The 23291-nt window shown below is 68.9% G+C and carries 22 protein-coding genes; 12 read left to right on the forward strand and 10 right to left on the reverse strand.

Annotated elements, in window-relative coordinates:
• Positions 1 to 94: 94 nt before the first annotated feature.
• Positions 95 to 568 (reverse strand): RDD family protein, encoded by a 474-nt coding sequence (locus PSS76_RS16470; protein WP_005512439.1) that lies wholly within the window; start codon positions 566 to 568, stop codon positions 95 to 97.
• 251 nt (positions 569 to 819) lie between these two features.
• Between PSS76_RS16470 and glnA (PSS76_RS16475) the strand changes: the two genes are divergently transcribed.
• Entirely contained in the window at positions 820 to 2256 is a 1437-nt protein-coding gene (gene glnA / locus PSS76_RS16475) for a type I glutamate--ammonia ligase (RefSeq protein WP_005512438.1), read from the forward strand.
• Positions 2257 to 2436: 180 nt separating this feature from the next.
• Positions 2437 to 3474 carry a beta-ketoacyl-ACP synthase III gene (locus PSS76_RS16480; RefSeq protein WP_022596593.1) on the forward strand — a complete coding sequence of 346 codons (1038 nt, stop codon included), beginning with the start codon at positions 2437 to 2439 and terminating at the stop codon, positions 3472 to 3474.
• Between the two features lie 76 nt (positions 3475 to 3550).
• Here PSS76_RS16480 and PSS76_RS16485 read toward each other — a convergent pair whose 3' ends face one another.
• The 5 genes from PSS76_RS16485 to PSS76_RS16505 form a co-directional block, all read right to left on the reverse strand.
• On the reverse strand, positions 3551 to 4051 hold the full coding sequence (locus tag PSS76_RS16485) for a C40 family peptidase (protein ID WP_005512434.1): 501 nt from the start codon (positions 4049 to 4051) through the stop codon (positions 3551 to 3553).
• Between the two features lie 388 nt (positions 4052 to 4439).
• The gene (locus PSS76_RS16490) at positions 4440 to 4742 is read right to left on the reverse strand and encodes a putative quinol monooxygenase (protein ID WP_005512431.1); all 303 of its coding nucleotides are present in this window, start codon (positions 4740 to 4742) and stop codon (positions 4440 to 4442) included.
• 115 nt (positions 4743 to 4857) lie between these two features.
• Positions 4858 to 5967 carry an LLM class flavin-dependent oxidoreductase gene (locus PSS76_RS16495; protein ID WP_084844271.1) on the reverse strand — a complete coding sequence of 370 codons (1110 nt, stop codon included), beginning with the start codon at positions 5965 to 5967 and terminating at the stop codon, positions 4858 to 4860.
• Positions 5964 to 6812, reverse strand: coding sequence for a hydroxyethylthiazole kinase (gene thiM, locus PSS76_RS16500; RefSeq protein ID WP_005512428.1), 849 nt, complete (start codon positions 6810 to 6812; stop codon positions 5964 to 5966). Before thiM ends, PSS76_RS16495 begins: the two co-directional genes overlap by 4 nt.
• 59 nt (positions 6813 to 6871) lie before the next feature.
• The gene (locus tag PSS76_RS16505) at positions 6872 to 7774 is read right to left on the reverse strand and encodes a sulfurtransferase (protein WP_005512427.1); all 903 of its coding nucleotides are present in this window, start codon (positions 7772 to 7774) and stop codon (positions 6872 to 6874) included.
• A 119-nt stretch (positions 7775 to 7893) separates the two neighbouring features.
• Here PSS76_RS16505 and PSS76_RS16510 point away from each other — a divergent pair, with 119 nt between their 5' ends.
• From PSS76_RS16510 to PSS76_RS16535, 6 genes are all read left to right on the forward strand, one after another.
• Complete coding sequence (locus tag PSS76_RS16510) at positions 7894 to 8580, forward strand: GntR family transcriptional regulator (protein WP_005512425.1); 687 nt, start codon at positions 7894 to 7896, stop codon at positions 8578 to 8580.
• A 204-nt stretch (positions 8581 to 8784) separates the two neighbouring features.
• Positions 8785 to 9942 carry an ABC transporter substrate-binding protein gene (locus PSS76_RS16515; protein WP_337456366.1) on the forward strand — a complete coding sequence of 386 codons (1158 nt, stop codon included), beginning with the start codon at positions 8785 to 8787 and terminating at the stop codon, positions 9940 to 9942.
• Entirely contained in the window at positions 9923 to 10984 is a 1062-nt protein-coding gene (locus tag PSS76_RS16520) for a FecCD family ABC transporter permease (RefSeq protein ID WP_041674302.1), read from the forward strand. The genes PSS76_RS16515 and PSS76_RS16520 overlap by 20 nt, the downstream gene beginning before the upstream one ends.
• The gene (locus tag PSS76_RS16525) at positions 10977 to 11762 is read left to right on the forward strand and encodes an ABC transporter ATP-binding protein (RefSeq protein ID WP_041674303.1); all 786 of its coding nucleotides are present in this window, start codon (positions 10977 to 10979) and stop codon (positions 11760 to 11762) included. Before PSS76_RS16520 ends, PSS76_RS16525 begins: the two co-directional genes overlap by 8 nt.
• Positions 11759 to 12394 carry a hypothetical protein gene (locus tag PSS76_RS16530; RefSeq protein ID WP_337456367.1) on the forward strand — a complete coding sequence of 212 codons (636 nt, stop codon included), beginning with the start codon at positions 11759 to 11761 and terminating at the stop codon, positions 12392 to 12394. Before PSS76_RS16525 ends, PSS76_RS16530 begins: the two co-directional genes overlap by 4 nt.
• Complete coding sequence (locus PSS76_RS16535) at positions 12391 to 13071, forward strand: hypothetical protein (RefSeq protein ID WP_286461684.1); 681 nt, start codon at positions 12391 to 12393, stop codon at positions 13069 to 13071. The genes PSS76_RS16530 and PSS76_RS16535 overlap by 4 nt, the downstream gene beginning before the upstream one ends.
• 84 nt (positions 13072 to 13155) lie before the next feature.
• Here PSS76_RS16535 and PSS76_RS16540 read toward each other — a convergent pair whose 3' ends face one another.
• From PSS76_RS16540 to PSS76_RS16555, 4 genes are all read right to left on the reverse strand, one after another.
• Entirely contained in the window at positions 13156 to 13656 is a 501-nt protein-coding gene (locus tag PSS76_RS16540) for a hypothetical protein (protein WP_084847513.1), read from the reverse strand.
• A gap of 14 nt (positions 13657 to 13670) precedes the next feature.
• Positions 13671 to 16685, reverse strand: a complete 3015-nt coding sequence (locus PSS76_RS16545; protein WP_337456368.1) for a bifunctional [glutamine synthetase] adenylyltransferase/[glutamine synthetase]-adenylyl-L-tyrosine phosphorylase — start codon at positions 16683 to 16685, stop codon at positions 13671 to 13673.
• Between the two features lie 97 nt (positions 16686 to 16782).
• The gene (gene glnA, locus PSS76_RS16550; protein WP_013416420.1) at positions 16783 to 18123 is read right to left on the reverse strand and encodes a type I glutamate--ammonia ligase; all 1341 of its coding nucleotides are present in this window, start codon (positions 18121 to 18123) and stop codon (positions 16783 to 16785) included.
• A gap of 67 nt (positions 18124 to 18190) precedes the next feature.
• The gene (locus tag PSS76_RS16555; protein ID WP_064079273.1) at positions 18191 to 19762 is read right to left on the reverse strand and encodes an alpha/beta hydrolase; all 1572 of its coding nucleotides are present in this window, start codon (positions 19760 to 19762) and stop codon (positions 18191 to 18193) included.
• Between the two features lie 189 nt (positions 19763 to 19951).
• Between PSS76_RS16555 and panB the strand changes: the two genes are divergently transcribed.
• The 4 genes from panB to PSS76_RS16575 all read left to right on the forward strand — a co-directional run bounded on the left by panB (position 19952) and on the right by PSS76_RS16575 (position 23279).
• Positions 19952 to 20791: a 3-methyl-2-oxobutanoate hydroxymethyltransferase gene (panB, locus tag PSS76_RS16560; RefSeq protein ID WP_005512410.1), complete on the forward strand. Its 840-nt coding sequence runs from the start codon at positions 19952 to 19954 to the stop codon at positions 20789 to 20791.
• 124 nt (positions 20792 to 20915) lie between these two features.
• Complete coding sequence (locus PSS76_RS16565) at positions 20916 to 21377, forward strand: hypothetical protein (protein ID WP_064079274.1); 462 nt, start codon at positions 20916 to 20918, stop codon at positions 21375 to 21377.
• A gap of 3 nt (positions 21378 to 21380) precedes the next feature.
• Positions 21381 to 22337, forward strand: coding sequence for a prolyl aminopeptidase (gene pip, locus PSS76_RS16570; protein ID WP_064079275.1), 957 nt, complete (start codon positions 21381 to 21383; stop codon positions 22335 to 22337).
• 45 nt (positions 22338 to 22382) lie between these two features.
• Positions 22383 to 23279 (forward strand): CHAD domain-containing protein, encoded by an 897-nt coding sequence (locus tag PSS76_RS16575; protein WP_005512405.1) that lies wholly within the window; start codon positions 22383 to 22385, stop codon positions 23277 to 23279.
• The last annotated feature ends 12 nt before the right edge of the window (positions 23280 to 23291 follow it).

Below are 23291 nucleotides of genomic sequence, written 5' to 3' on the forward strand. Positions count from 1 at the left end.
CCTTCCCACGCACGAACGCCGAATGTCACATCGGTTCAGTCGGACTGAACCGATGTGACATTCGGCGTCTACGGGCTACCTGGACAGTGACGAATCAGCGAGTGCGCACCAACGCGGTGCCGGTGGCACGGTCGTGCATGCCGCGGCCGTCGACGTCGGTGATGACGGCCGGCGCGATGAAGACGATCAGGGCCTGACGGGCCAGGGCGCGCAGGAATCCGACGGGCACGGGGCCGTCGACGCGGGCCACCTGCAGTCCCATCGCGTACTGCCCCGGAGTGAACGAGAACAGGGTGACGCAGACGAGGCCGACGACGAACCACAATCCCAGCGTGTACGTCGAGACGTAGGAGTCCCACGGCGCCTGCTGCATGAACAGCATGACCACGCCGGCCGACATGAACCAGTCGATGACGAGGGCCCCGATGCGGCGACCGGTGGTCGCGAGCGACCCGGGGCCGTCGGCCGGAAGCCCGAGAAGTTCGCCTCGGTACGCCTGCGCCTCGGTCTGGTCCTTCGGCAGCGCCGCGGACGGTCCGGAGAGCCAGGAACCCATCATTCGTGCCATAGCGTCCAGGATAGGCGTCGACGTGCGGGTTCCGACCGGCCGTGGCACCCGGGGTGCCCTCCGTCACACTGACGGAAGTGGGCCGACCGGTGGGAATGGTCACATTCACACCCGGTCCACGGGCCGAATCCCGACGTGTAACACTGGCGAAACATAGGCTTGATTAGCGGGCAACACCGGCTCTCTACCGTCTTGCCTCGACGAAGCCGCCGCAACCCGACCGGCAGGTAACCGACTTAAGGAGCACCAACGTGGCGTTCACCACGGCCGATGAGGTCATCAAATACATCGCCGAACAGGACATCGAGTACGTCGACATCCGATTCAGCGACCTGCCGGGCGTCCAGCAGCACTTCTCCATCCCGGCCTCCGCGTTCAACCAGGACGTGTTCGAGGACGGCCTCGCGTTCGACGGCTCTTCGGTCCGCGGCTTCCAGTCGATCCACGAGTCCGACATGATGCTCCTCCCCGACGTCGCGACCGCGCGGATCGATCCGTTCCGCAAGGCCCGCACCCTGAACATGGACTTCTTCGTCCACGATCCGTTCACCCGTGAGGCCTACAGCCGCGATCCCCGTAACGTCGCCCGCAAGGCGGAGGAGTACCTGAAGTCGACCGGCATCGCCGACACCGCGTTCTTCGGTGCCGAGGCCGAGTTCTATATCTTCGACTCGGTCCGCTACGACTCGCAGATGAACGGCGCGTTCTACGAGCTGGATTCGGTCTCCGGCGCCTGGAACACCGGCAACGACGTCAACGCCGACGGCTCCCCCAACCTCGGCTACAAGGTTCGCCCCAAGGGCGGCTACTTCCCCGTCGCACCGTACGACCACTACGTCGACCTGCGTGACGCGATCTCCACGAACCTGACGAACGCGGGCTTCGAGCTCGAGCGCGGCCACCACGAGGTGGGCACCGGTGGTCAGCAGGAGATCAACTACAAGTTCAACACCCTGCTTGCCGCTGCCGACGACCTGCAGCTGTTCAAGTACATCGTGAAGAACACCTGCTGGCAGTACGGCAAGTCGGCCACCTTCATGCCGAAGCCGCTGTTCGGTGACAACGGCTCGGGCATGCACGTGCACCAGTCGCTGTGGAAGGACGGCAAGCCGCTGTTCCACGACGAGGCCGGCTACGCGGGCCTGTCGGACATCGCTCGTTGGTACATCGGCGGCATCCTGCACCACGCGCCGTCGCTGCTGGCGTTCACCAACCCGACGATCAACTCGTACCACCGTCTGGTGCCGGGTTACGAGGCCCCCATCAACCTGGTCTACAGCCAGCGCAACCGCTCCGCCGCGGTCCGCATCCCGATCACGGGCAACAACCCGAAGGCCAAGCGCATCGAGTTCCGCGCCCCGGACTCCTCGGGCAACCCGTACCTGAACTTCGCCGCGCAGATGATGGCCGGCCTGGACGGCATCAAGAACAAGATCGAGCCGATGGCTCCGGTCGACAAGGACCTCTACGAGCTCCCGCCGGAGGAGGCCCGCAACATCCCGCAGGCGCCCACCAGCCTGTCGGCCGTCATCGACCGCCTCGAGCAGGATCACGACTACCTCACCGAGGGCGGCGTGTTCACCACCGACCTGATCGAGACCTGGATCGCGATCAAGCGCGAGCAGGAGATCGCCCCGGTCAACCTGCGTCCGCACCCGTACGAGTTCTCGCTGTACTACGACTGCTGAGTCGTATGAACCGCTGACGCCGTCGCGTCGGTAGTTCGTCGAATCGACCCGCTCCCCGATCACCGAAACGATCGCGGAGCGGGTCGATTCGTTCATGTCGGCCCAGAACCGGGCGACGTCGATCCGAGTGATGTTAGATCGGAATCATGTGGTCCGATCGGTCCACATGGAGAGGATGCCGTGCCTGCCCCCATTGCCACCGCAACTCCTGCCGCGCACGCGGCCCTCCTGGGCCTCGGCGTGTACCGGCCCCGACGTGTGGTCCCGAATTCCGAGATCGTCGACCGCATCGACTCGTCCGACGAGTGGATCCGGACTCGTTCCGGCATCACGGCTCGCGGCTGGGCCGAGCCCGACGAGACCATCGTCTCGATGAGCGTCGCCGCCGCCCGCGACGCGCTCGCCGCGGCGGGACTGGTCGCCGAGCAGATCGACGCCGTCGTGCTGGCCACCTCGTCACAGATGGTGCTCGGCCCGTCGGCCGGAGCGGTCGTGGCGACGGAACTCGGCATGCAGGACACCGCCGCCTTCGACGTCTCCGCAGGTTGTGCCGGCTTCTGCTACGCGCTCGGCAACGCGGCGAGCCTCGTCCGCGCAGGGCAGGCCCGGCACGTTCTGGTGATCGGCGTGGAGCGGCTGTCCGACCTACTCGATCCCACCGACCGGACGTGCGCGTTCATCTTCGCCGACGGCGCCGGTGCGGTCGTCGTCGGTCCCTCCGATTCCGAGGGGATCGGTCCGGTCGCGTGGGGTTCGGACGGGAGCCAGACCAAGGCGATCAAGCAGGACAAGGACTTCATGCAGTATTTCGCCGAGGTCGCGGCCGCCGAAGCCGCGGGTGGCAGTACGGAGCGGCCGTACATCCGGATGGACGGCCAGGCCGTCTTCCGTTGGGCCATCACTTTTCTGGAGAAGGCGTGCCGCGACGCGCTGGAGAAGGCCGGGGTCACCGCGGACGACCTGGACGCGTTCGTGCCGCACCAGGCCAACAGTCGCATCACCGACGCGCTGATCCGCACTCTGGGGCTCCCCGATTCCGTCGCGGTGGCGCGGGACATCGCCGAGAGCGGCAACACCAGCGCTGCATCGATCCCCATGGCGATGGAACAGCTCCTCCGCTCCGGCGAGGCCCGCCCCGGTGACACCGCGCTGCTGCTCGGCTTCGGCGCCGGCCTGGCCTATGCCGGGCAGGTGGTCCAGCTCCCCGCGATTTCGTAGGCAGGACAGGCAAGAAACGAGCCCGTCACTCCCTCGGGAGTGACGGGCTCGTCGGTGTCGGTGCCGAGCGCTCGACTCAGTAGCGGCTCGCGCCGGAGAAGGTCATCGAGTCCAGCGGCGAGATCTTCACGTTCTCGCCCTCGGTGGGGGCGTGCACGACACTGCCGTTGCCGATGTAGATGCCGACGTGCTCGGCGCCGTAGAAGGCGACGACGTCACCGGGCTGCAGGTTGGCCTTGGACACCGAGGTGCCGCCGCCGACCTGGTCGTAGCTGGTGCGCGGGACCGACTTACCGGCCTGCTTGTAGGCCCACTGGACCAGACCGGAGCAGTCGAACGAGCTGGGGCCGGTGGCGCCCCACACGTACGGCGAGCCGACCTTCGACTGGGCGGCGTTCGCGACGGCCTGGTTCGACCCGGCGACCGGGGTGGCCTCGATGGAGCTGCTGCCCCAGCTGGGCGCCGTGAACGGCTGCGCCATGGCGGGGGCGGCGGGAATCATGACGGCGCCGGCGGCGACAGCGCCGAGCAGCAGGCCGCGGGTGGTACGGGTCAGGCGGGTGTTCTTCAGGGCCATTCGAGGGTCCTCCGAGTCTTGCTGTGGTCCGACACTTGGTCTGGCATCGGTGTTCGGGCACAACCCAGAGTTCCGTCGTTATGGATTCGATACATCCGTAGAAGTACGCGAAGGGGTACCTGTTCAGGTAACCGGGTATACGTGGTCCGCGCCGGAGCGGCGGTGGACATCCGGCGGAAATAGAGCGCTGACCAGCAAAGGGACGCAGGAGATCAGCCGTCTCCCACAGCTCGGAGTGACTGTGCGGTTCGTGACTCACGCGACAATACGGGCAGTGTGATCCGGACCGCGATCACCCGAGACGCACCCGACGAGCCTCGAAGTAACGGCTCGAATGTCACGCTTACATCTCCGCGGCCGACGATCGTGACGGTATCTCGACGTTGTCTCAGCCCGGTAATTTGCTCGCCAGCACGTCGACCTTGGTGATGGTGGGGTGCGCGACGAACAACTCGTCCGCGCGCGCCATGAGAGCCTGCGCGACCTTACCGGCGAGGTGCGCCTGCCGCCCCGCATCGTCGGGGAACGCGTCGAAGATGCCGAACGTGGCCGGGCCGAAACGCAGCGCGAACCACGCGGTGGTGTCCGGTTCCTCCTCTACCAGCGACAGCGCACTCTCGAGGAACTCGGCGACGGCAGCCTCCTTGCCGCGTTTCGCCTCCACTCGTACCAACAGTGCTGCGCGAACCATTCGGCACCTCCGAAGATCGTTCCCGGTACCACTCACTGTTCTCGCGCGCGCAGGCCGAGTCAACGAGGAGCGGGCGCCGCGACAAGGAGGTCACGACGCCCGCTCGCGGGTTGTCTCAGTCGAGGTCGGCGAACCGCGGAATCAGGTGCTCGGCCACCTGCTTTGCCTCGTCGATCAGCGGCCAACCGGCCAGGATGAGCGACGTCAGCCCCGTCCGCTCCTTCAGCACCCGGACGTGGTCGGTGATCTCGTCGGGGGCGCCGACGTAGTACACGGCCGACGACCCGGTCGCGAAGATATCGAGCGGCGACCACGCGGTGATGCCGGCGTACAGGCCGTCCCCGAGGTAGAGATCGTTCGGTTCGGGGATCTTTCCGGCCACGATGGTGTCGACCCACCCCTGCCGCTGGGCGTCACGCGCGGTGAAGGTCTTCAGGTCCTGTTGCCCACCGGTCCGACGCCGCACCGCCTTGTCCAGGACGTCGGTGATCTGATCGATTCCCGCCTTCTCGAACAGCGACCGGAACCGGTCCATCGCCTCGTCCCGGGACGGGCGGACGATCACGCCGGACAGCGCGCCGAAATCGGTGAACTCGCGTCCTGCGGCAGCCGCGGCAGCCCGCGCACCGGCGAACTTGTCCTCGATGAACGACGTCTCGCGGAGCATCACCAGGTACGCATCGAGCACCTTGCCCGAGTTCGCCAGGCCGGCCGGGGAGTCGCCGGTACCCCACAGTGGAACGTCGTGGTCGGCCGGCCCGTCGATACGCAGCGGCGTGTTCGGGAAGTTCGACTCGGTGCCCTCACGGTAGTACCGCCGGAAGTCCGCCCAGTACTGTTCCCCCAGTTCGTAGCGGCGGTCGTGTTCGACGTTCATGTCGTACTTGGTGAGGATGTTGTCGCGTCCGTTCACCGAGTTGATCATGAGGCGGCCACCGGTGAAGGCGTCGAACGTGAGCGCCTTCTCGGCGAGCAGGCGCGCCGGGATCATGTTGGCGTAGATCGCGACGAGGAACTTCATCCGGCTGGTGTGCGAGGCCGCCCATGTCGCGGAGGCGAACGGATCGTTGGACCAGGTGGCGACGAGGGCGCCGTCGAAGCCGCCGTCGTCGATGGTCTTCGCGAGTTCGATCTGACGCGCCCCGTCCACCGGGTAGAGGCCGCCGGGGCTCCACGGGAAGTCGCCGTCGGCCTGCGTGAGGTACCAGAAAGTCTTGATGCTCATCGATTTCCACCCACGATCGCCGGATCGATCGACTCGACGAGGGCACGCTCGGCGAGCGTGGCCGCGTCGACCGCAGCCAAGGCGTCGAGGTACTCGACCGCGAACGAGCCAGGGCCCGAGGACTTCTCGGCGGCGATCTCCGACGCGACCGCGACGTGCGCGTGCGCGGCGGCGAGGCCGACGAGCGGGCTGGGTGCGACCGCGAGGTAGGCCGCGACCAGGCCACCGAGCGAGCACCCGGTCGAGGTGACCCGGGGCAGCAGGTCACTGCCACCGCCGATCCGGACCCCGACGACAGCGCCGTCGGCGTCGCGGCCCACCAGGTGGTCCACCGGGCCCGAGGCCGAGACGGCGTCGGCGTGCGCGAGCAGGGCGACTGCCGCGGGCACCGCCGCGGCGGGGTCGTCGGAGCTGTCGACGCCACGGGTGTCGCCGCCGAGACCGGCGAGGGCGATGATCTCGGAGGCGTTGCCACGGATCGCGGTGGGCCGGTGCTTCAGCAGATCGACCGCCAGTCCACTACGCCACGGCAGGCCGCCGACCCCGACGGGGTCGAGCACCCACGGGGTGCCGGCATCGTGCGCGGCCTCGGCCGCGAGCGTGAAGGCTGCCGCGGTGCCGTCGTCAGGCGTGCCGAGGTTCACCAGCACGCCGCCGGCGATGCGGGCGAATCCTGCTGCCTCGTGGGCGTTGTCGATGTGGGCGTTGCTGGCACCGGCAGCGAGGACCACGTTGGTGAGGAAGTTCGCGGACACGATGTTGGTGAGCGAGTGAACGAGTGGCACCTGGGTGCGCAGCGCGTCGAGGGCGCCGGCGAGATCATCGCCGGTGATGGTGCGGTTCATGGAAATCCTTGGGGAGTGGAACGATTCGGGTGGGAGGAATCAGGACCGACGACATCGGGTCACGGTTCACCGCCGGGCAGGGTCACGAGTGGCAACGCCGGGTCGGCGGTCCACTCCTCGAGGGATCCGTCGTAGATCCTGATGTCGTGGTGGCCGGCGAGGACCAGTCCGAGGGCGGACAGGCACGCCGAGATGCCGCCACCGCAGTAGAGGACCACCGGATCGTCGGCGCCGGCGAGCGCCGCTGACGCGAGGGACCGGAGTTCCTCGACCGGCCGCAGTCGGCCCGTCTCGTCGAGCAGGCTCTTCGCCGACAGGTTCCGGCTGCCGGGGATGTGTCCGCGGCGCGAGTACCGGGTCTGCTCGGCACCGGAGAACTGGGCCGGCGCAAGCGCGCAGACCAGCGTCCCCGGCGCGCTCCCCTCGACGATCGCGACCGCATCGTGCCGGTCCGCCCATGCCGGCCGGTATTCCGTCACGTCGAGCGGCGCCGCCGCCGGGCGGACCGGAGCATCGTCCCCGACCGCGACCGGCAGATCGAGTGTGCGCCAGCGGGCCAGACCACCGTCGAGGACGCGCGCGTGAAACCCGATGCTGCGGAGCAACCACCACACCCGCGCCGCCCACGTCGTCGTGCCCTGGTCGTACAGGACGACGTCGGTGTCGGCTGTGATGCCCAGCCCGGCGAGGTCCTCGACGAGTTGCCCGACGCGGGGCCGGGAGAAGTGCAGGTCGCTGCCGCCGTCCGAGAGCACGGCGAGAAGATCGACGTGCCGCGACCCCGGCACATGCGCCTCTCGCCACGCCGATACTCCCGACGCGGGCCGGTAGTCGCCGTCGAAACGGGCAGGAGCCAGGAGGACTGTGACGTCCAGCACGACGGGCGCCGACTCCTCCCCGAGTAGGGCGGCGAGTTCCTCCGCCTGGATCAGGGGCCACGCAACGCTCGACAACTTGTACATCCTCACTACGACGATCAGCGCCCACGAACCTAAATGACGACGTGCGTATACGCAAGTATCCGACCGGCGTCGATGGCATAATCAGCGAGTCCGAAGCACAAACGACAGATGGGGCACCGATGGCACACGGGGACGACCTGACGGAACTCGGCGCACTCATACCCACCGACGCCGCCGGCCGATCCGATCAGACGTCCAGGCAGTACCTCCACCTGCGCGCCGACATCCTCGCCGGCAAGTTCCCACAGGGTGCGGCACTGCACGAGACGCAGCTGAGTGAGAAGTACGGCGCGTCCCGCACGCCGATTCGCGAGGCCTTGAACTGGCTCGCACACGACGGCCTCCTCGAACGCGCCGCGCGTGGTTTCCGGGTCCGCTCCGGCACTCCCGAGGACGTGATCGAGATCTACGCGGCGCGCGTCGCCCTCGAGTCGGAAGCCGCCGGCGCTGCCGCGATCCGGCACACCGACCTGGACATGGCCCGCCTCGACCGACTGCACAACTCCTGCTGCGGAGCCAAGGACGACAACGAGATCCGCACCGACAACTTCCGTTTCCACGAGGCGCTGTGGCAGGCCGCCCACAACACGACGATCATGACGCTGCTGGTCCGACTGACGACGCAGCTGCGGATCTACGACAGCGGACCGCCGTCGAACTACGGCGAACCCGATCTCCTCAATGCCGAGCACAGCAACATCCTCGAGGCGATCCGCGCTCGGGACGAACGGTCCGCACGGGAGCACATGCGCACCCACCTCGAGCGCAGCCGCGAGCAGCGGATCCACCTCTTCGCGAACGGCTGAGGCCGGTACGCCTCCACGGGTCCGCGGACGGTTTCGTCCGCGGACCTCGTCGTTTCGAAACCAGCCGGGGTCCAAAACCCGACAAAGGGTACTCAGGTAAGCCTTACTTTCTTTATTGTAGGCTTACCTGACCTTCCGATCCCGGAGGGTTGCTGCCGTTCCTCGAACGGCCACCGAGCCAACGACTTCTGCCTGCGGAGCCCCATGTCGACCCCTCCCCGTTCCCCGAACTTCACCGCCGCGATCACCCGCCGAGACCTCATGCGCTCGATGGGGGTCGCAGCGCTCGCGCTCGGCGCCCTCGGCGTCACCGCATGCTCGAGCCGCGAGACCGTCTCCCCGACGGCCGCCGACGCCGCGACCGGCGGTCCCGTCACGATCGTCGACCAGTACCGGAACACCGTCACGTTCGACACCCCGGTGGGCCGGATCGCGTCCGCCATCATCCCGGTGCCGTCGATGATCATCGGGTCGGACCAGTCCACCGCCCGCAATGTCGGCGTCAATCAGGTCGCGATCTCGATGGCTTCGAAAGGCATGCTGGGCACGATGTTCCCGCAGTTCCTCGACACCCCGGTGGTGGCGGGCAACGACTTCGTGCCGAACGTCGAGCACATCCTGAGTCTGAACCCGGACGTCGTGATCCAGTGGGGCGACAAGGGCGACGACATCGTCGCGCCGCTGCGCAACGCCGGCCTGAAGGTGATCCTGCTCAAGTACGGCACGCAGGAGGATCTCGAGGCCTGGATCCGGATCTTCGGCGAACTGCTGGGCAAGAAGGCCGAGGCCGACGCGGTGCTCGCGAAGATGGCCGACGACCGCGCGCTGGTCGAGAAGACCGCCACTGCACACGCGGCCGCGGCACCGCGGGCGCTCTACCTGTACAACGCGCCCGAGATCAAGGTCGGCGCCGACAACAGCTACATGGACTTCTGGATCGACCTGGCCGGCGGCCGGAACGTCGCGTCCGGCGCGGGTAGCGGCTCCAGCCTGGGGGTCACCCGCGAGCAGGTGCTCGGCTGGGACCCGGAAGTGCTGATCCTCGGCAACTTCGAGCCGACCACCCCCGCCGACGTCTACGCCGACCCCAAGTGGGCGTCGCTGTCGGCGGTGAAGAACAAGCGCGTCTACAAGGCCCCGATCGGCGGCTTCTCGTGGGACCCGCCGTGCAATGAGTCGAACCTCATGTGGCTCTGGGTGAACTCGGTGTTCTTCCCGGACGTGAACCACGGACTGCGCGAGCGCATCCGGGAGACGTACCGCGCGCTGTACGCGTACGACGTCACCGATGCGGACGTCGACCGGGTCCTCCAGATGCCGGCCAACTCGGGTAGCGCGGGCTATGACGCCTTCCGTGCTTGAGACCGCAACCGAGCAGCGGACGCGGCGGTCGTCGCGCTTCGTGGTGCCGGTGGTCCTCACCGTCGGGATCGTCGCAGTCGGACTGATCTCGCTGTCGGTGGGCCGGTACACGGTCCCGGTCAACGAGGTGGCCCGCATCCTGATCAACGAGGTGATCTCACTCCCCCGCACGTGGACCGACGCCGAGTCCAACGTCGTTCTCGGCGTGCGCCTTCCACGAGTCCTGCTGGGGATGCTCGTCGGCGGCGGCCTGGCGCTGGGCGGTGCCGCACTGCAGGCCGCGTTCCGCAATCCACTGGTGAGCCCGCAGATCCTGGGCGTCTCCTCGGGCGCCTCGTTCGGCGGCGTACTGGCCCTGATGTTCGGCCTGGGCTCGACGTTCCTCGTCGGCGGCGCGTTCCTGTTCGGACTCGCCGCACTCGGCATGGTGCTGCTGATCGGCCGGAGCCGGTCGGGTGGCGCGATCCTCATGATCGTCCTCGGCGGCGTGGTCACCAGCGCGTTCTTCTCGGCCCTGGTGTCGTTCATCACCTACGTCGCGGATCCGTACACGACGCTGCCGTCGATCGTGTTCTGGCTCATGGGATCCCTTGCGACCGCGGACATGGCGAAGGTGCTCGTCGCGGCGGTCCCGATCCTCGCGGGATCGGCCGTGATCATCGGACTGCGCTGGCGAATCAACATTCTCTCGCTCGGTGACGACGACGCCGCCTCGCTCGGGGTGAATCCCGGACGGCTGCGTGCCCTGCTGCTGACGATGGTGGCGCTCATGACCGCGGGCGCCGTCGCCGTGTCCGGCGTCATCGGGTGGGTCGGCCTGGTGGTTCCGCACATCGCCCGGCTGTGGGTCGGACCCGATCACCGGATCTCGATGCCCACGACGTTCGTGCTCGGTGCCGCCTACCTGACGATCATCGACACCCTCTCGCGCACGGTGAGTTCCGGCGAGATTCCGCTCGGCATCCTCACCGCGATCATCGGTGCGCCGGTATTCGTTCTGCTGCTGCGGAACTCGCGTAGACAGGCCTTCATCGATGCTTGAGATTCAGGACGCAGGTTTCCACTACCCGCGCCGGGACTGGGTGTTCCGGCACGCGAACCTGCGGATCGAGGGCGGCATCACGTCGATCCTGGGGCCCAACGGCCAGGGCAAGACGACGCTGCTCCGGTGTATTGCGGGGCTCACGCCGTTGCGCGAGGGGCGGGTGGAGCGGGACACCGCGATCGGCTACGTCCCACAGGCCGCGCTGTCGAGCTTTGCGTACTCGGTCTTCGACATGGTCCTGATGGGCCGGGCGAAGAAGGTCTCGGCCTTCGCGGTGCCCGGTAGGGCCGACATCGCCCGTACCCGCGAGGTGCTGGACCGGGTCGGCATCGGCAATCTCGCTCGGCGCAGCTTCGCCGAACTGTCCGGCGGCCAGAGGCAACTGGTGCTCATCGCGCGGGCGCTCGCCTCGGACGCCACGTTCATGATCCTCGACGAGCCCGTCTCGGCCCTGGACCTGCGCAACCAGGCGAGGGTGTTGGAACTGCTGCGCGACCTCGCCGCGGACGGCATGGGCGTCCTGCTCACGACGCACCATCCGGATCATGCGCTGCACCTCGGTGGGCGCGCGGTCGTGATGTGCTCGCCCGAGGACATCCGCATCGGCGCCGTCACCGATCTCGTCACCGACGACATGCTCAGCGAGCTGTACGGCATCGACGTCGTGAGCGCCACCGTCGACGACCGCGGGGCTCCGCGCACCGTCCTCTACACCCGCTACGACACATTCACGGCCGCCGACCCGGCGGCCACCCTGCAGAAGGCTTCACGATGACTCTCGACACGACTGCGCCGCAGTCATTTCCACCGGTCCTGCACCTGGTGATGGGCACCAACACCGGCATGTCCGGCGGCACCACCGCTGCCCGCCGGGTGCAGCCCGTCGACCTGTACGACCTCGACACTCTCGACCTCGTCTCGGTGCGCGGCTTGCTGGTGAACGGCAACTGCGACCAGATCTTCCTCGAGCGCCGACGCGACCTGCTCACCGGCTTCGTCACCGGCGGCGGCCGCATCGCGATCATGGGTCACCCGCTCACCGACTTCCTGCCAGGCCTCGGCCAGTGGCGCAAGCTGCAGTACTCGGGCCCCAAGGATCTGGCGATCACCGCCGGTGAACCGCACCCGGTGTGGGAGGGTGTCGACCGCGCCGACGTCAGCTTCCGGCGCGGGGTGTCCGGCTTCTACGGTCGCGGCTACAGCCAGAAGCTGCCCGACGGCGCCGTCGTGACCAACCGCATCGGACGGCACGCGCTGCCCGTGGACTACGTGTATCCGCTCGGTGCCGGCGAGGTGCTGGTGCACGGCGGCATCGATCTGGCCGTGTACCAGGAGGATCCGAACACCTCCGCCCGCATCTTCCCGAAGCTGCTCACGTGGCTGGCCCAGCAGGAGGCACAGGCATGACCACCATCGAACCCTTCGCCCGCACCGATCGAGCCCCCCGCTCCCGGCGTCGACTCGCACTGGTACACGGTGGATCGCACTTCCACCTGCAGACGCTGAAGGACCCGGCGGTGATCGCACACCAGCCCGAGTTCCTGTACCTCGCGGACCTCGCCGACGGTGACCTCGATGCGTTCGACACCGTGATCCTCGCCGACCGCCTGCATCCCGAGTTGTTGCGTCGGCACACCGCGCGGATCCTCGCGGTCGCCGAGCGCGGCGGAACGCTCGTCGTCCTCGGCGAGAACGCGGCGCACACGTGGCTGCCCGGCGTGACGTGGACGGCGCGACCCACCAACTTCTGGTGGTGGCTCGAGGGCGAGGATCCGCTGATCCGCACCCGCAGCCCCGAACACGAGGCGTGGGAATACCTTTCGACGAAGTCGGTGATCTGGCACCACCACGGGCTGCTGCACACCGACGCGGATGTCGTGCCGCTGCTGGTGTCGGAGGAGCCCGACGAGAACGGCGACCTTCGCGACGCCGGGATGATGCTGTTCGAGGACACCGTCACCACGCCGGGCCGGATCATCGCGACCACGCTCGACCCGACGTACCACCACGGCAACAACTTCATGCCGGGCTCGACGCGCTTCCTCTACGCGCTGCTGCGCTGGCTGGACAACACCGGCAGCTGAGGCAAGCCCCCCCCCACAGCTGAAGGGTCCCTTCGTGCGCTCGGGGGCGCCGAAGGGACCCTTCAGCTGTCGGAGGGGAGTTTCTCAGTCGACGTCGTAGACCTCGGTGGCCGGCACCGCCAGCAACCGGTCCGTCATCTCCTGCTTCAGCACGACCAGGCGGGCCTCGTCGGCGTCGTTGCGCCCACTCCTGTTCACCAGTTCGATGAACTCGTCCGCCACGAATCCGTCGCGCACCTGCAGCGTCACGGAGGAACCGCGGTAGTCGAGCCGAAAGACGTAGTTGGCGAGTGTGCTTCCGCGCTCCGGCCGGGCCAGCGCCGGATCCACGACGTACCGACCGCCCGAGACGGCGCGCGTCACCATCTCGAACGCGTCCCGCACGCCCGGTCCGCCGTGCGCCGTGGCGATCTCCACCTCACGACGCTCGATCGGGTGCCCCTCGTCCAGCAACGGCAGCGCGCGTTCGAGCACCTTGAACGCGTGCGCCACACCGCCGGGCGCGCTGGGCCCGTGGTATCTCATCAGATCGCCGAACGTGTAGACGAGCGGTACCCCGCCCTCGACGACCGATACCTCCGACACTTCCGACCTCACGATCACTCCCCTCCGAACACCCTCTGCACCACGGCCTTCGCCCGCCGGGTGACCCGCAGGTAGTTGTCGAGGAACTCGTTGGCGTCGCCACCCGGCCAGCCGGCCACCTGCGCGACGGCGGCGAGCACCTTGCCCGGTCCGGGCAACTGGTCGGTGGGCTTGCCGCGCACCAGCACCAGCGCATTGCGTGCCTTGGTGGCGAGCAGCCAGGCGTCGCGCAGCAGCTCGACGTCGCTCTCGCTCAACAACTCCGCCCCACCGATGGCGTCCAGCGTCTCGAGGGTCGACGTGTTGTGCAGTGACGGGATCTCGTGCGCGTGCCGCAACTGGATCAGCTGCACGGTCCACTCGATGTCGGCGAGGCCGCCGCGACCGAGCTTGGTGTGCGTGGCCGGGTCGGCGCCGCGCGGCAACCGCTCCGAGTCGACGCGGGCCTTGATCCGCCGGATCTCCCGCACCGCCTGCTCCGACACCCCACCCTCGGGGTATCGGGTCTTGTCGATCATGTGCAGGAACCGCAGCCCGAGCTCGGCGTCCCCCGCGACCGCGTGGGCCCGCAGGAGCGCCTGCACCTCCCAGGCCTGCGCCCACTGGGCGTAGTACGCCTCGTACGACGTGAGTGTCCGCACCAGCGGGCCGCTCCGTCCCTCGGGCCGCAGGCCGATGTCCACCTCGAGCGGCGGGTCGGTACTGGGAGCGCCGAGCAGGGTCCGCACCCGGTCGCCGATCAAGTTGGCCCACTTCACCGCCCGCGTCTCGTCGACGCCCTCGTGCGGCTCGCACACGAACAGCACGTCCGCGTCGGAGCCGTAGCCGAGTTCGCCGCCGCCGAGGCGACCCATGCCGATCACCGCGAACCGCGCCGGTGCGGGCTCTCCCGCCTCCGCCTCGTGCGCGCGGATCACCGTCGCGAGCGCGGCATTGAGTACCGCCGCCCACACCGACGACAACGCCTTGCACACCTGCGGGACGTCGAGCATGCCGAGGATGTCGGCGCTCGCGACGCGCGCCAGCTCGTAGCGGCGCAGCGAGCGGGCGGCACCGATGGCCCGCACGGGGTCGACGTACCGCGCCGACGACGACAGGATGCCCCGCGCGACATCCTCGGGCTGCGGCTCGAGCAGTCGCGGACCGGACGGGCCGTCCGCGAACAGCCGGATCACGTCGGGGGCCTTGATGAGCAGGTCCGGGATGTACGCCGAGGACCCGAGCACCGTCATGAGACGCTGCGCCACGGACGCCTCGTCCCGCAGAAGCCGCAGGAACCACGTGGCGTCGACCAGGGCGTCGGACAGGCGCCGGTACGCGAGCAGGCCGGCGTCCGGATCCGGTGTGTCACCGAGCCATTCGAGCAACGTCGGCAACAGCAGGGCCTGGATGCGTCCCTTGCGGGACGCCCCACCGGTGAGGGCGGTGAGGTGGCCGAGCGCGTTCTGCGGCGCCGAGTAGCCGAGCGCGGCCAACTGGCGGACCGCGGCGTCCGGGCTCAGCCGCAGGGCTTCCTTGTCGATCCGCGCCACCGACTCGAGCAGCGGACGGTAGAACAGCTTGGCGTGCAGGCGCCGCACCCGGTGCGAGTTGCGCTTGATCTCCGCATTCAGCACCCCGAGCGCGTCGTTGCGCCCGTCGGGGCGCATGTGCGCGGCGCGAGCGAGCCAGCGCAGCGCTTCCTCGTCGTCCGGCGGCGGCAGCGTGTGGGTGCGCTTGAGCTTCTGCAACTGCAGGCGGTGCTCGAGCAGGCGCAGGAACTCGTACGAGGCAGTGAGGTTCGCGGCGTCGTCGCGACCGACGTATCCGCCGGCGGCGAGAGCCGTCAGGGCGTCGACGGTGCTCTTGACCCGCAGCGACGTGTCGGCCCTACCGTGCACCAATTGCAGGAGTTGGACGGCGAATTCGACGTCCCGCAGGCTCCCGCGACCGAGCTTGAGTTCCCGCTCACGCAGTTCCGGCGGCACCGAGTTCTCGACCCGGCGGCGCATCGCCTGCACCTCCGGCACGAAGTCCTCGCGCTCGGCCGCCGTCCACACCATCGGGCCCAGGGCCTCGGTGTACTGCCGCCCCAGGTCGAGGTCGCCGGTCATCGGCCGGGCCTTGAGCAGCGCCTGGAATTCCCACGTCTTGGCCCACCGCTTGTAGTACGCGATGTGCGAGTCGAGGGTGCGGACCAGCTCCCCCCGCTTGCCCTCGGGACGCAGGGCGGCGTCGACCTCGAAGAAGGCCGCCGACCCGATACGCATCATCTCGCCCGCGATGCGGCTCGAGACCGCATCGGACGGTTCCGCGACGAACACCACGTCGACGTCGCTCACGTAGTTGAGTTCCCGCGCACCGCACTTGCCCATCGCGATGACCGCGATCCGTGCCGGGCACGGCTCGTCGGGCGACACCGCGGTGACGGCGACCGCCAGGGCCGCGGTGAGCGCGGCGTCGGCCATGTCGGAAAGCTGGTGCCCCACGGTCTGATATGGGACGACGGGCTCGTTCTCGACGGTGGCGGCGAGGTCAGCAGCCGCCAGCACCATCATCTGATCCCGATAGCACTTGCGGAGGGCGGCAATCGCTTCCGGCCCGGTGAGCTCGGCGCGGTACAGCATCGACGACGCGTTCGGGCCGGTCTCCGGGACGGCGCCGACGCACGCGAGCAGCCGCCGCGTCATCTCTTCCTTCGACGGCAGCGTCATGTCGCCCGCCAGCAGCTTCCACGACGACGGGTCCGCGACGAGGTGGTCACCGAACGCGCTGGACGCACCGATCAGCCCGAACAGCCTGCCGCGCAGGCCCTTGTCGGTGTGCAACGCGCTGTCGAGCTCGGCCCACGCGTCGCCGAGCCCCTCCTGGATGCGCACCAGCGTGCGGAGGGCCAAATCGGCATTCGCGGCGCGCGACAAGGACCAGAGCAACTCGACCGAGTCGAGGTCGGACCAGCCGATCGCCTTCAGCTCGTCCGGAGCCGTGGGCTCCACGAGCCCCAGTCGGCCGACCCCGGGGACCGCCGAGCGAGCATACGGAGGCTTCACCGGAGCACCCCCGTCCGGACGTCGTCACCAGCGGAACATGGACCGGCCGGACGGGGCACGCGCGTCACCTCTCGGGATCTTCCTGGTCGGATCGGCCCTACAGGCCGAGGTAGGCCTTCAGCTCGAAGGGAGTGACCTGGCTGCGGTACTCCTCCCATTCGCGTCGCTTGTTGCGGAGGAAGAAGTCGAACACGTGCTCACCGAGTGCCTCGGCGACGAGTTCCGACTTCTCCATCTCGGCCAGGGCTTCGGCCAGGCTGCCGGGCAGCGGCTTGTAGCCCATGGCGCGGCGCTCGGCACCGGTGAGCGCCCACACGTCGTCCTCCGCCTCGGGCGGCAGCTCGTAGCCCTTCTCGATGCCGCGCAGTCCGGCGGCGAGCAGGACGGCGAACGTCAGGTACGGGTTGCATGCCGAGTCGGGGCTGCGGACCTCGACGCGCCGCGACGACGCCTTGTTGGGCGTGTACATCGGCACGCGGATCAGCGCGGACCGGTTGGACGGGCCCCATGTCGCGGCCGTCGGCGCCTCGCCGCCGTGGACGAGCCGCTTGTAGGAGTTCACCCACTGGTTGGTGACGGCACTGATCTCGTTGGCGTGCTCGAGGATGCCGGCGATGAACGCCTTACCGGTCGCCGACAGCTGGTTGGGGTCGTCCGGGTTGTGGAAGGCATTGGTGTCGCCCTCGAACAGGCTCATGTGCGTGTGCATCGCCGAACCGGCCTGATCACCGAAAGGCTTGGGCATGAACGACGCCCGCACACCCTCGTCGATGGCGACCTCCTTGACGACGTACCGGAACGTCATCACGTTGTCGGCCATCGAGAGCGCGTCGGCGTAACGCAGGTCGATCTCCTGCTGGCCCGGCGCGGCCTCGTGGTGGCTGAACTCCACCGAGATGCCCATCGACTCGAGCGCGTCGATCGCGTGGCGACGGAAGTTCGGTGCCCGATCGTGCACGGCCTGGTCGAAGTAGCCGCCGCTGTCCGCGGGGACCGGTGGGCTGCCGTCGATCGGCCCGTTCTCCAGCAGGAAGAACTCGATCTCGGGGTGCACGTAGCACGAGAAGCCGAGGTCACTGGCCTTCGCCAGCTGGCGGCGCAGCACGTGCCGCGGATCGGCCCAGGACGGGGTGCCGTCGGGCATCGCGATGTCACAGAACATGCGCGCCGAATGCTGGGCGCCGTCCTTGTGTGCCCACGGCAGGATCTGGAAGGTCGAGGCATCCGGCTTGGCGACCGTGTCCGCCTCGGAGACCCGCGAGAAGCCCTCGATCGCGGAGCCGTCGAAGCCGATTCCCTCCTCGAAGGCGCCCTCGAGTTCGGCGGGCGCGATCGCCACCGACTTCAGGTAGCCGAGGACGTCGGTGAACCACAGCCGCACGAACCGAATATCGCGCTCTTCGAGGGTGCGTAGCACGAACTCCTTTTGGCGATCCATGCTCGCGAGCGTAAGCACATCGCGTTAAATCTGTGTTACATCGTGAAATCGGTCTCGTCGGCGCAGCTCAACACGTCAGGTCCGGATCGGGAACCGTGAGGTCCACGAAGTAGCGGGTGAGCGGATCGTCGATGCACGCGACACCGTCGAACGACGCGGTGTGCTGCGCGCCCCGGTACGTCACCAGCGCGGCGTCCAACTGTTTCGCCAGGTCCACGCCCGCCTGGTAGGGGGTGGCGGGGTCCTGCGTCGTCGACACCACCACGAGCGTCGGCAACCCCTCGACCGACGCCGGGTCGATCGCGTGCGGCGCACCGGTGTTCGGCACGGGCCAGAACGCGCACGCGTCGAGCGGTGCGTTGCCGGTCCCGCGCCCGTCGTCGAGGAACGGGGCAGCCTCCCGGTAGCGCATGTCGGCCTCCCCGGCCACGGCCCGGTCGGTGAGCGGCGGATCGTCGACACACCGGATCGCGTTGAACGCGTCGTTGATGTTCGAGTAGCTGCCGTCGTCGGCTCGCCCCTCGTACAGGTCCGCCAGCAGCAGGAGCGTGTCGCCGTTGCCTTCCGCGAGACTCGACAGCCCGCCGCGCAGCGAACTCCACAGGCTCGGCGAGTACAGCGCCTGCGTCACACCGGTGATCGCGTCCGAGTAGCTCAGGCCCCGCGGGTCGGTGGTGGCGGCCGGTCGCGCGACCAACGGATCGACGAGGGCCCGGAAACGCGCGTTCGCGGCGCTCGGATCGGTGCCGAGTGGGCAGTTCGACGTCTGCGCGCACTCCGCGGCGAACGCGTCGAACGCCTGCTGGAAGCCCGCTCCCTGGAGCACGACCTCCTCGACCGGATCCTGCTCGGGGTCGAGAGCGCCGTCGAGCACCATCGCCCGCACGTTCCGGGGGAATGTCTCCGCGTACTGCGTGCCGATCCGAGTGCCGTACGAGAATCCGAGGTAGTTCAGCTTCGCGTCGCCCAGCACCGAGCGGATGACGTCCATGTCCCGCACCACCTCGCGGGTACCGACGTGCGCGAGCAGGGGCAGCCCCGAGCGTTCCGCGCAGCGGGCGGCATACGTCCGGTTCTTCTCCTCGACGTACGCGATCCCCGCGGGGCTCATGTCGACGTCCGCGTCGCGCCGCTCGGCGTCGCTCTCCTGCGGGGTCAGGCAGCGCACCTGGGGTGTGGACGCGCCGATCCCCCTCGGATCGAAGCCGATCATGTCGAACCGCTCGGCCAGTTCGGTGCCCTCGGTGATCGACGCCGAACTCAGTCCGGACGCACCCGGGCCACCGGGATTGACGAGGATGGAACCCAGCCGGGCCCCGGTCGCCGGCGCACGCGAGATCGCGATCTGTGCGGTGTCCCCGGCGGGCGCGGCGTAGTCGAGCGGGACCGTGACCTTCGCGCACTCGAGCGACGGGCTCAACTCGTCCCCGTCGGTGGCGAAGCCGTCGCACGACCCCCACGTGATCTGCTGCGTGTAGAACGCCTCGAGTCCGGGCGGCACCTCGCCCGCGCCGGCGACGGCCTCGGCCACAGGCGTCCCGACGACGGTGTCCGATCTGTCCGCCGAGCTGCAGCCGGCCGCCAGGACGGCCACCGTCCCGATCGCAGCGGCCACGAACAAGCGGGGTCTGGACTGCATACTTAGATCGTGCCACGCGACCCTGAACCCCCGGTCGAGCCGCTGAACGCGGGAGAGGGGCGCGGCCGGGTGTGACGAACGGCACCGAAACAGCCCTACGAGGCTTCGCGACGCGGTGGCAGACTGAGACGCGTCAGCATCCCACCCGGGGACCCGCACGGCGGGCCTCGAGGCCAGAAAGGGACAACGATGTCCGAAAACGCTGTCTACGGCTCCGCCGCACCCGCGGCCCCCAAGCGCAAGACCCGCATCCATCACCTGCAGGCGATGAAGGCCGAGGGCACCCGCTGGGCCGAACTCACCGCATACGACTACTCGAGCGCCCGACTGTTCGAGGAAGCCGGCATCCCGGTCCTCCTCGTCGGCGACTCGGCCGCGAACGTCGTCTACGGATACGACACCACTGTGCCGGTCACGATCGACGAGATGCTTCCCCTGGTGCGCGGCGTGGTGCGCGGCGCACCGCACGCCCTGGTGATCGCCGACCTGCCCTTCGGCAGCTACGAGGCCTCCCCGCAACAGGCGCTCGAGACCGCGTTCCGCTTCATGAAGGAGGGACAGGCGCACGCCGTCAAGCTCGAAGGCGGCGAGCGTGTGGCCCCGCAGATCGCGGCGCTCACCGCGGCCGGCATTCCCGTGCAGGCCCACATCGGCTTCACTCCGCAGTCCGTCAACAGCCTCGGCGGATTCCGGGTGCAGGGCCGCGGCGACGGCGCCGAGCAGCTGGTCGCCGACGCGATCGCGGTCCAGGAGGCCGGTGCGTTCTCCGTCGTCATGGAGATGGTCCCGGCGGAACTCGCCGGACAGGTGACCCGCAAGCTCACCATCCCGACCGTCGGCATCGGCGCCGGTAACGAGTGCGACGCCCAGGTGCTGGTGTGGCAGGACATGGCCGGGTACACCAGCGGTAAGACCGCGAAGTTCGTCAAGCGCTTCGGCGAGGTCGGAACCGCTCTGCGCGACGCGGCGGCCGCCTACGCCTCCGAGGTGGAGTCCGGGGCCTTCCCCGCCGCGGAGCACAGCTTCTGACGCTGCCCACACGACAGACGACGGGAAGGCCGGCCGACGAGATCGGACGGCCTTCCCGTTTTTTGGCACACTCGACATTCCGGACTGCGCAGCAGCCACCCCCGATCAGAACCGAGGTGCATCCATGACCGCACGCCGAGGACGCCTCGCGGCGACCGCCGCCGCGACCGCCGCACTCGCCGCCCTCGTCGGCGGGTGCAGCAGCACCGGCGATTCCCCGACGCCCGGTAACAGCGCACAGACGTCCGCGCTGACGTCGGCCCCGTCGGCCCCGCAGCCCTCGGCCACAGCGGGCGGGAACAGCGGTTCCGTCACCGGTGTCACCGACGCCCAGGCTGCGCAGCTGTGCTCGGACATCGACGAGCAGCTGCAGAACTGGCGCACCTACACGCCGACGATCGGCAAGGGCGGGCTCAACACCGTCGTGATCTCGTGGGCCACCTCGAACGGCGTCGACCTGCTGAAGCTCGCCGGTGACCGCGGGCAGGTCGACGCGATCACCAGCGCGCAATGTCCGCAGGTGCGCGACGGTGCGCTGTACGCGCTCGAGATCCCCGATCTCGCGTCCGCGCTGATCGGATTCTGAGCCGTGCGGACGCCGTACCCCCCGATCGCGCCGCACCGCACGGGATTCCTGTCCGTCGGTGACGGGCAGAGCGTCTACTGGGAGGTCAGCGGAAATCCCGACGGCAAGCCGGTCGTCTTCCTGCACGGCGGTCCGGGCGGCGGCACCGATCCCGCGCACCGCAGCTTCTTCGATCCCGCGGCCTACCGGATCGTGCTGTTCGACCAGCGCGGCTGCGGGCGGTCCACGCCCCACGTCGCCGACGGCGCGGACCTCTCGGTGAACACCACCGATCACCTCGTCGCCGACATCGAAGCGCTACGAGAGCATCTCGGCGTCGACCGCTGGCAGGTCTTCGGCGGCTCCTGGGGATCGACGTTGGCCCTGACCTACGCGCAGCGATACCCCGAACGCGTCACCGAACTGGTGCTGCGCGGAATCTTCCTGCTGCGCCGCACCGAAATCGACTGGTACTACAACGGCGGCGCCGGGAACCTCTTTCCCGAGCGATGGGAGCAGTTCCTCGCGCCGATTCCGCCCGAGCAGCGCTCCGGCGACCTCGTCGAGGCGTACCACGAGCTGCTGCACTCCGACGATCCCGATGTCGCCGTGCGAGCGGCGATCGCGTGGTCCGGTTGGGAGGGCGCCACCAGCACGCTGCTCCCCCGCCCCGAACGGATCGACGAGACGTCCGAGCCGCGATTTGCCTTGGCATTCGCGCGGATCGAGAACCATTACTTCCGCAACGCGGGCTTCATCGACGAGGGCCAACTGCTGCGCGATGCCGCTGTTCTGGAATCCGTCCCGGGTGTGATCGTGCAGGGCCGCTACGACGTCGTCTGCCCCGCCACCAGCGCGTGGGAGCTGCACCGGGCGTGGCCCGGCTCCGAACTGCACATCGTCGACGACGCCGGCCACGCGGCCGCCGAGCCCGGCATCACCCACCACTTGGTCGAGGCCACGGACCGCTTCCGCGCCTGACGGTTTCGGTCGACGCGTAGCCACCGGCACTGGTAGACCTGAAGCGTGGCCGCACAGAAGCACGGGCGTGGAGATTCGGTGCCCGACGTGATCGTTCCCGCGGCGCGGGGACACTACGAGCGACTGGTGTCGCTCGCCGTCGACGTGCGCGCGGACGCCGACGATTCCGTCCACCAGATGCGCGTGTCCACCCGCCGCCTGCGCAGTCTGCTCGGCTCGTACAAGCACGCGTTCCCGTCGGAGGCAACCCGCACGGCGCGCGCCGAACTGCGCTGGCTCGGATCGGTTCTCGGCAAGGCCCGGGACGCGGAGGTGCTCGCCGAGCGCTTCTCCGCCCTCATCGACGCACAACCCGGTGACCTCGTCGTCGGGTCCGTGCACCAGCGGCTGGTCGGGACGCAACAGGACCTGTACCGGGCCGCCCACGCGAGCGCGGTGGAAAGCCTCGACGAGCCGCGGTTCGCGGCGCTGTGCGCGCTGCTCGACGAGATCACTTCCGGCCGGCACCCCGTCCCCGCGGAGGTGACCCTGCGCTCCGGCCTCGACAAGGCCCACCGCCAGCTCCGCAAGGCTGCGAAGAAGGTCCGCCGGCTCCTCGACGACGGCGCCGAGGCGGGGCCGGCACTGCACCGGGTTCGCAAGCGGGCCAAGAAACTCCGGTACGCCGCCGAGGCCGTCGCGGTGGCCGAGCCGTCGGCGGCCGATGTCGGCAGTGCCGCAAAGGCTCTGCAGACGGTCCTGGGCGATCACCAGGACGGTGTGCTCGCCCGCGCGTGGATCATCGACACGGTCGCGCAGGCCCGCGAGGACGACGAGGACACCTTCACGTACGGGCTGCTGTACGCCACCGAGGAGCAGCGGGCCGATCGCGCCGTCGACGCCCTGCCGCAGCACGTCAAGGCGATTCGGCGCGCCTACCGGCGGCTCGAGCGGAAGTCCTGAGGCAGCTCCCGC

The organism is Prescottella sp. D32, from assembly GCF_037287305.1.
Classification (GTDB): Bacteria; Actinomycetota; Actinomycetes; order Mycobacteriales; family Mycobacteriaceae; genus Prescottella; species Prescottella equi.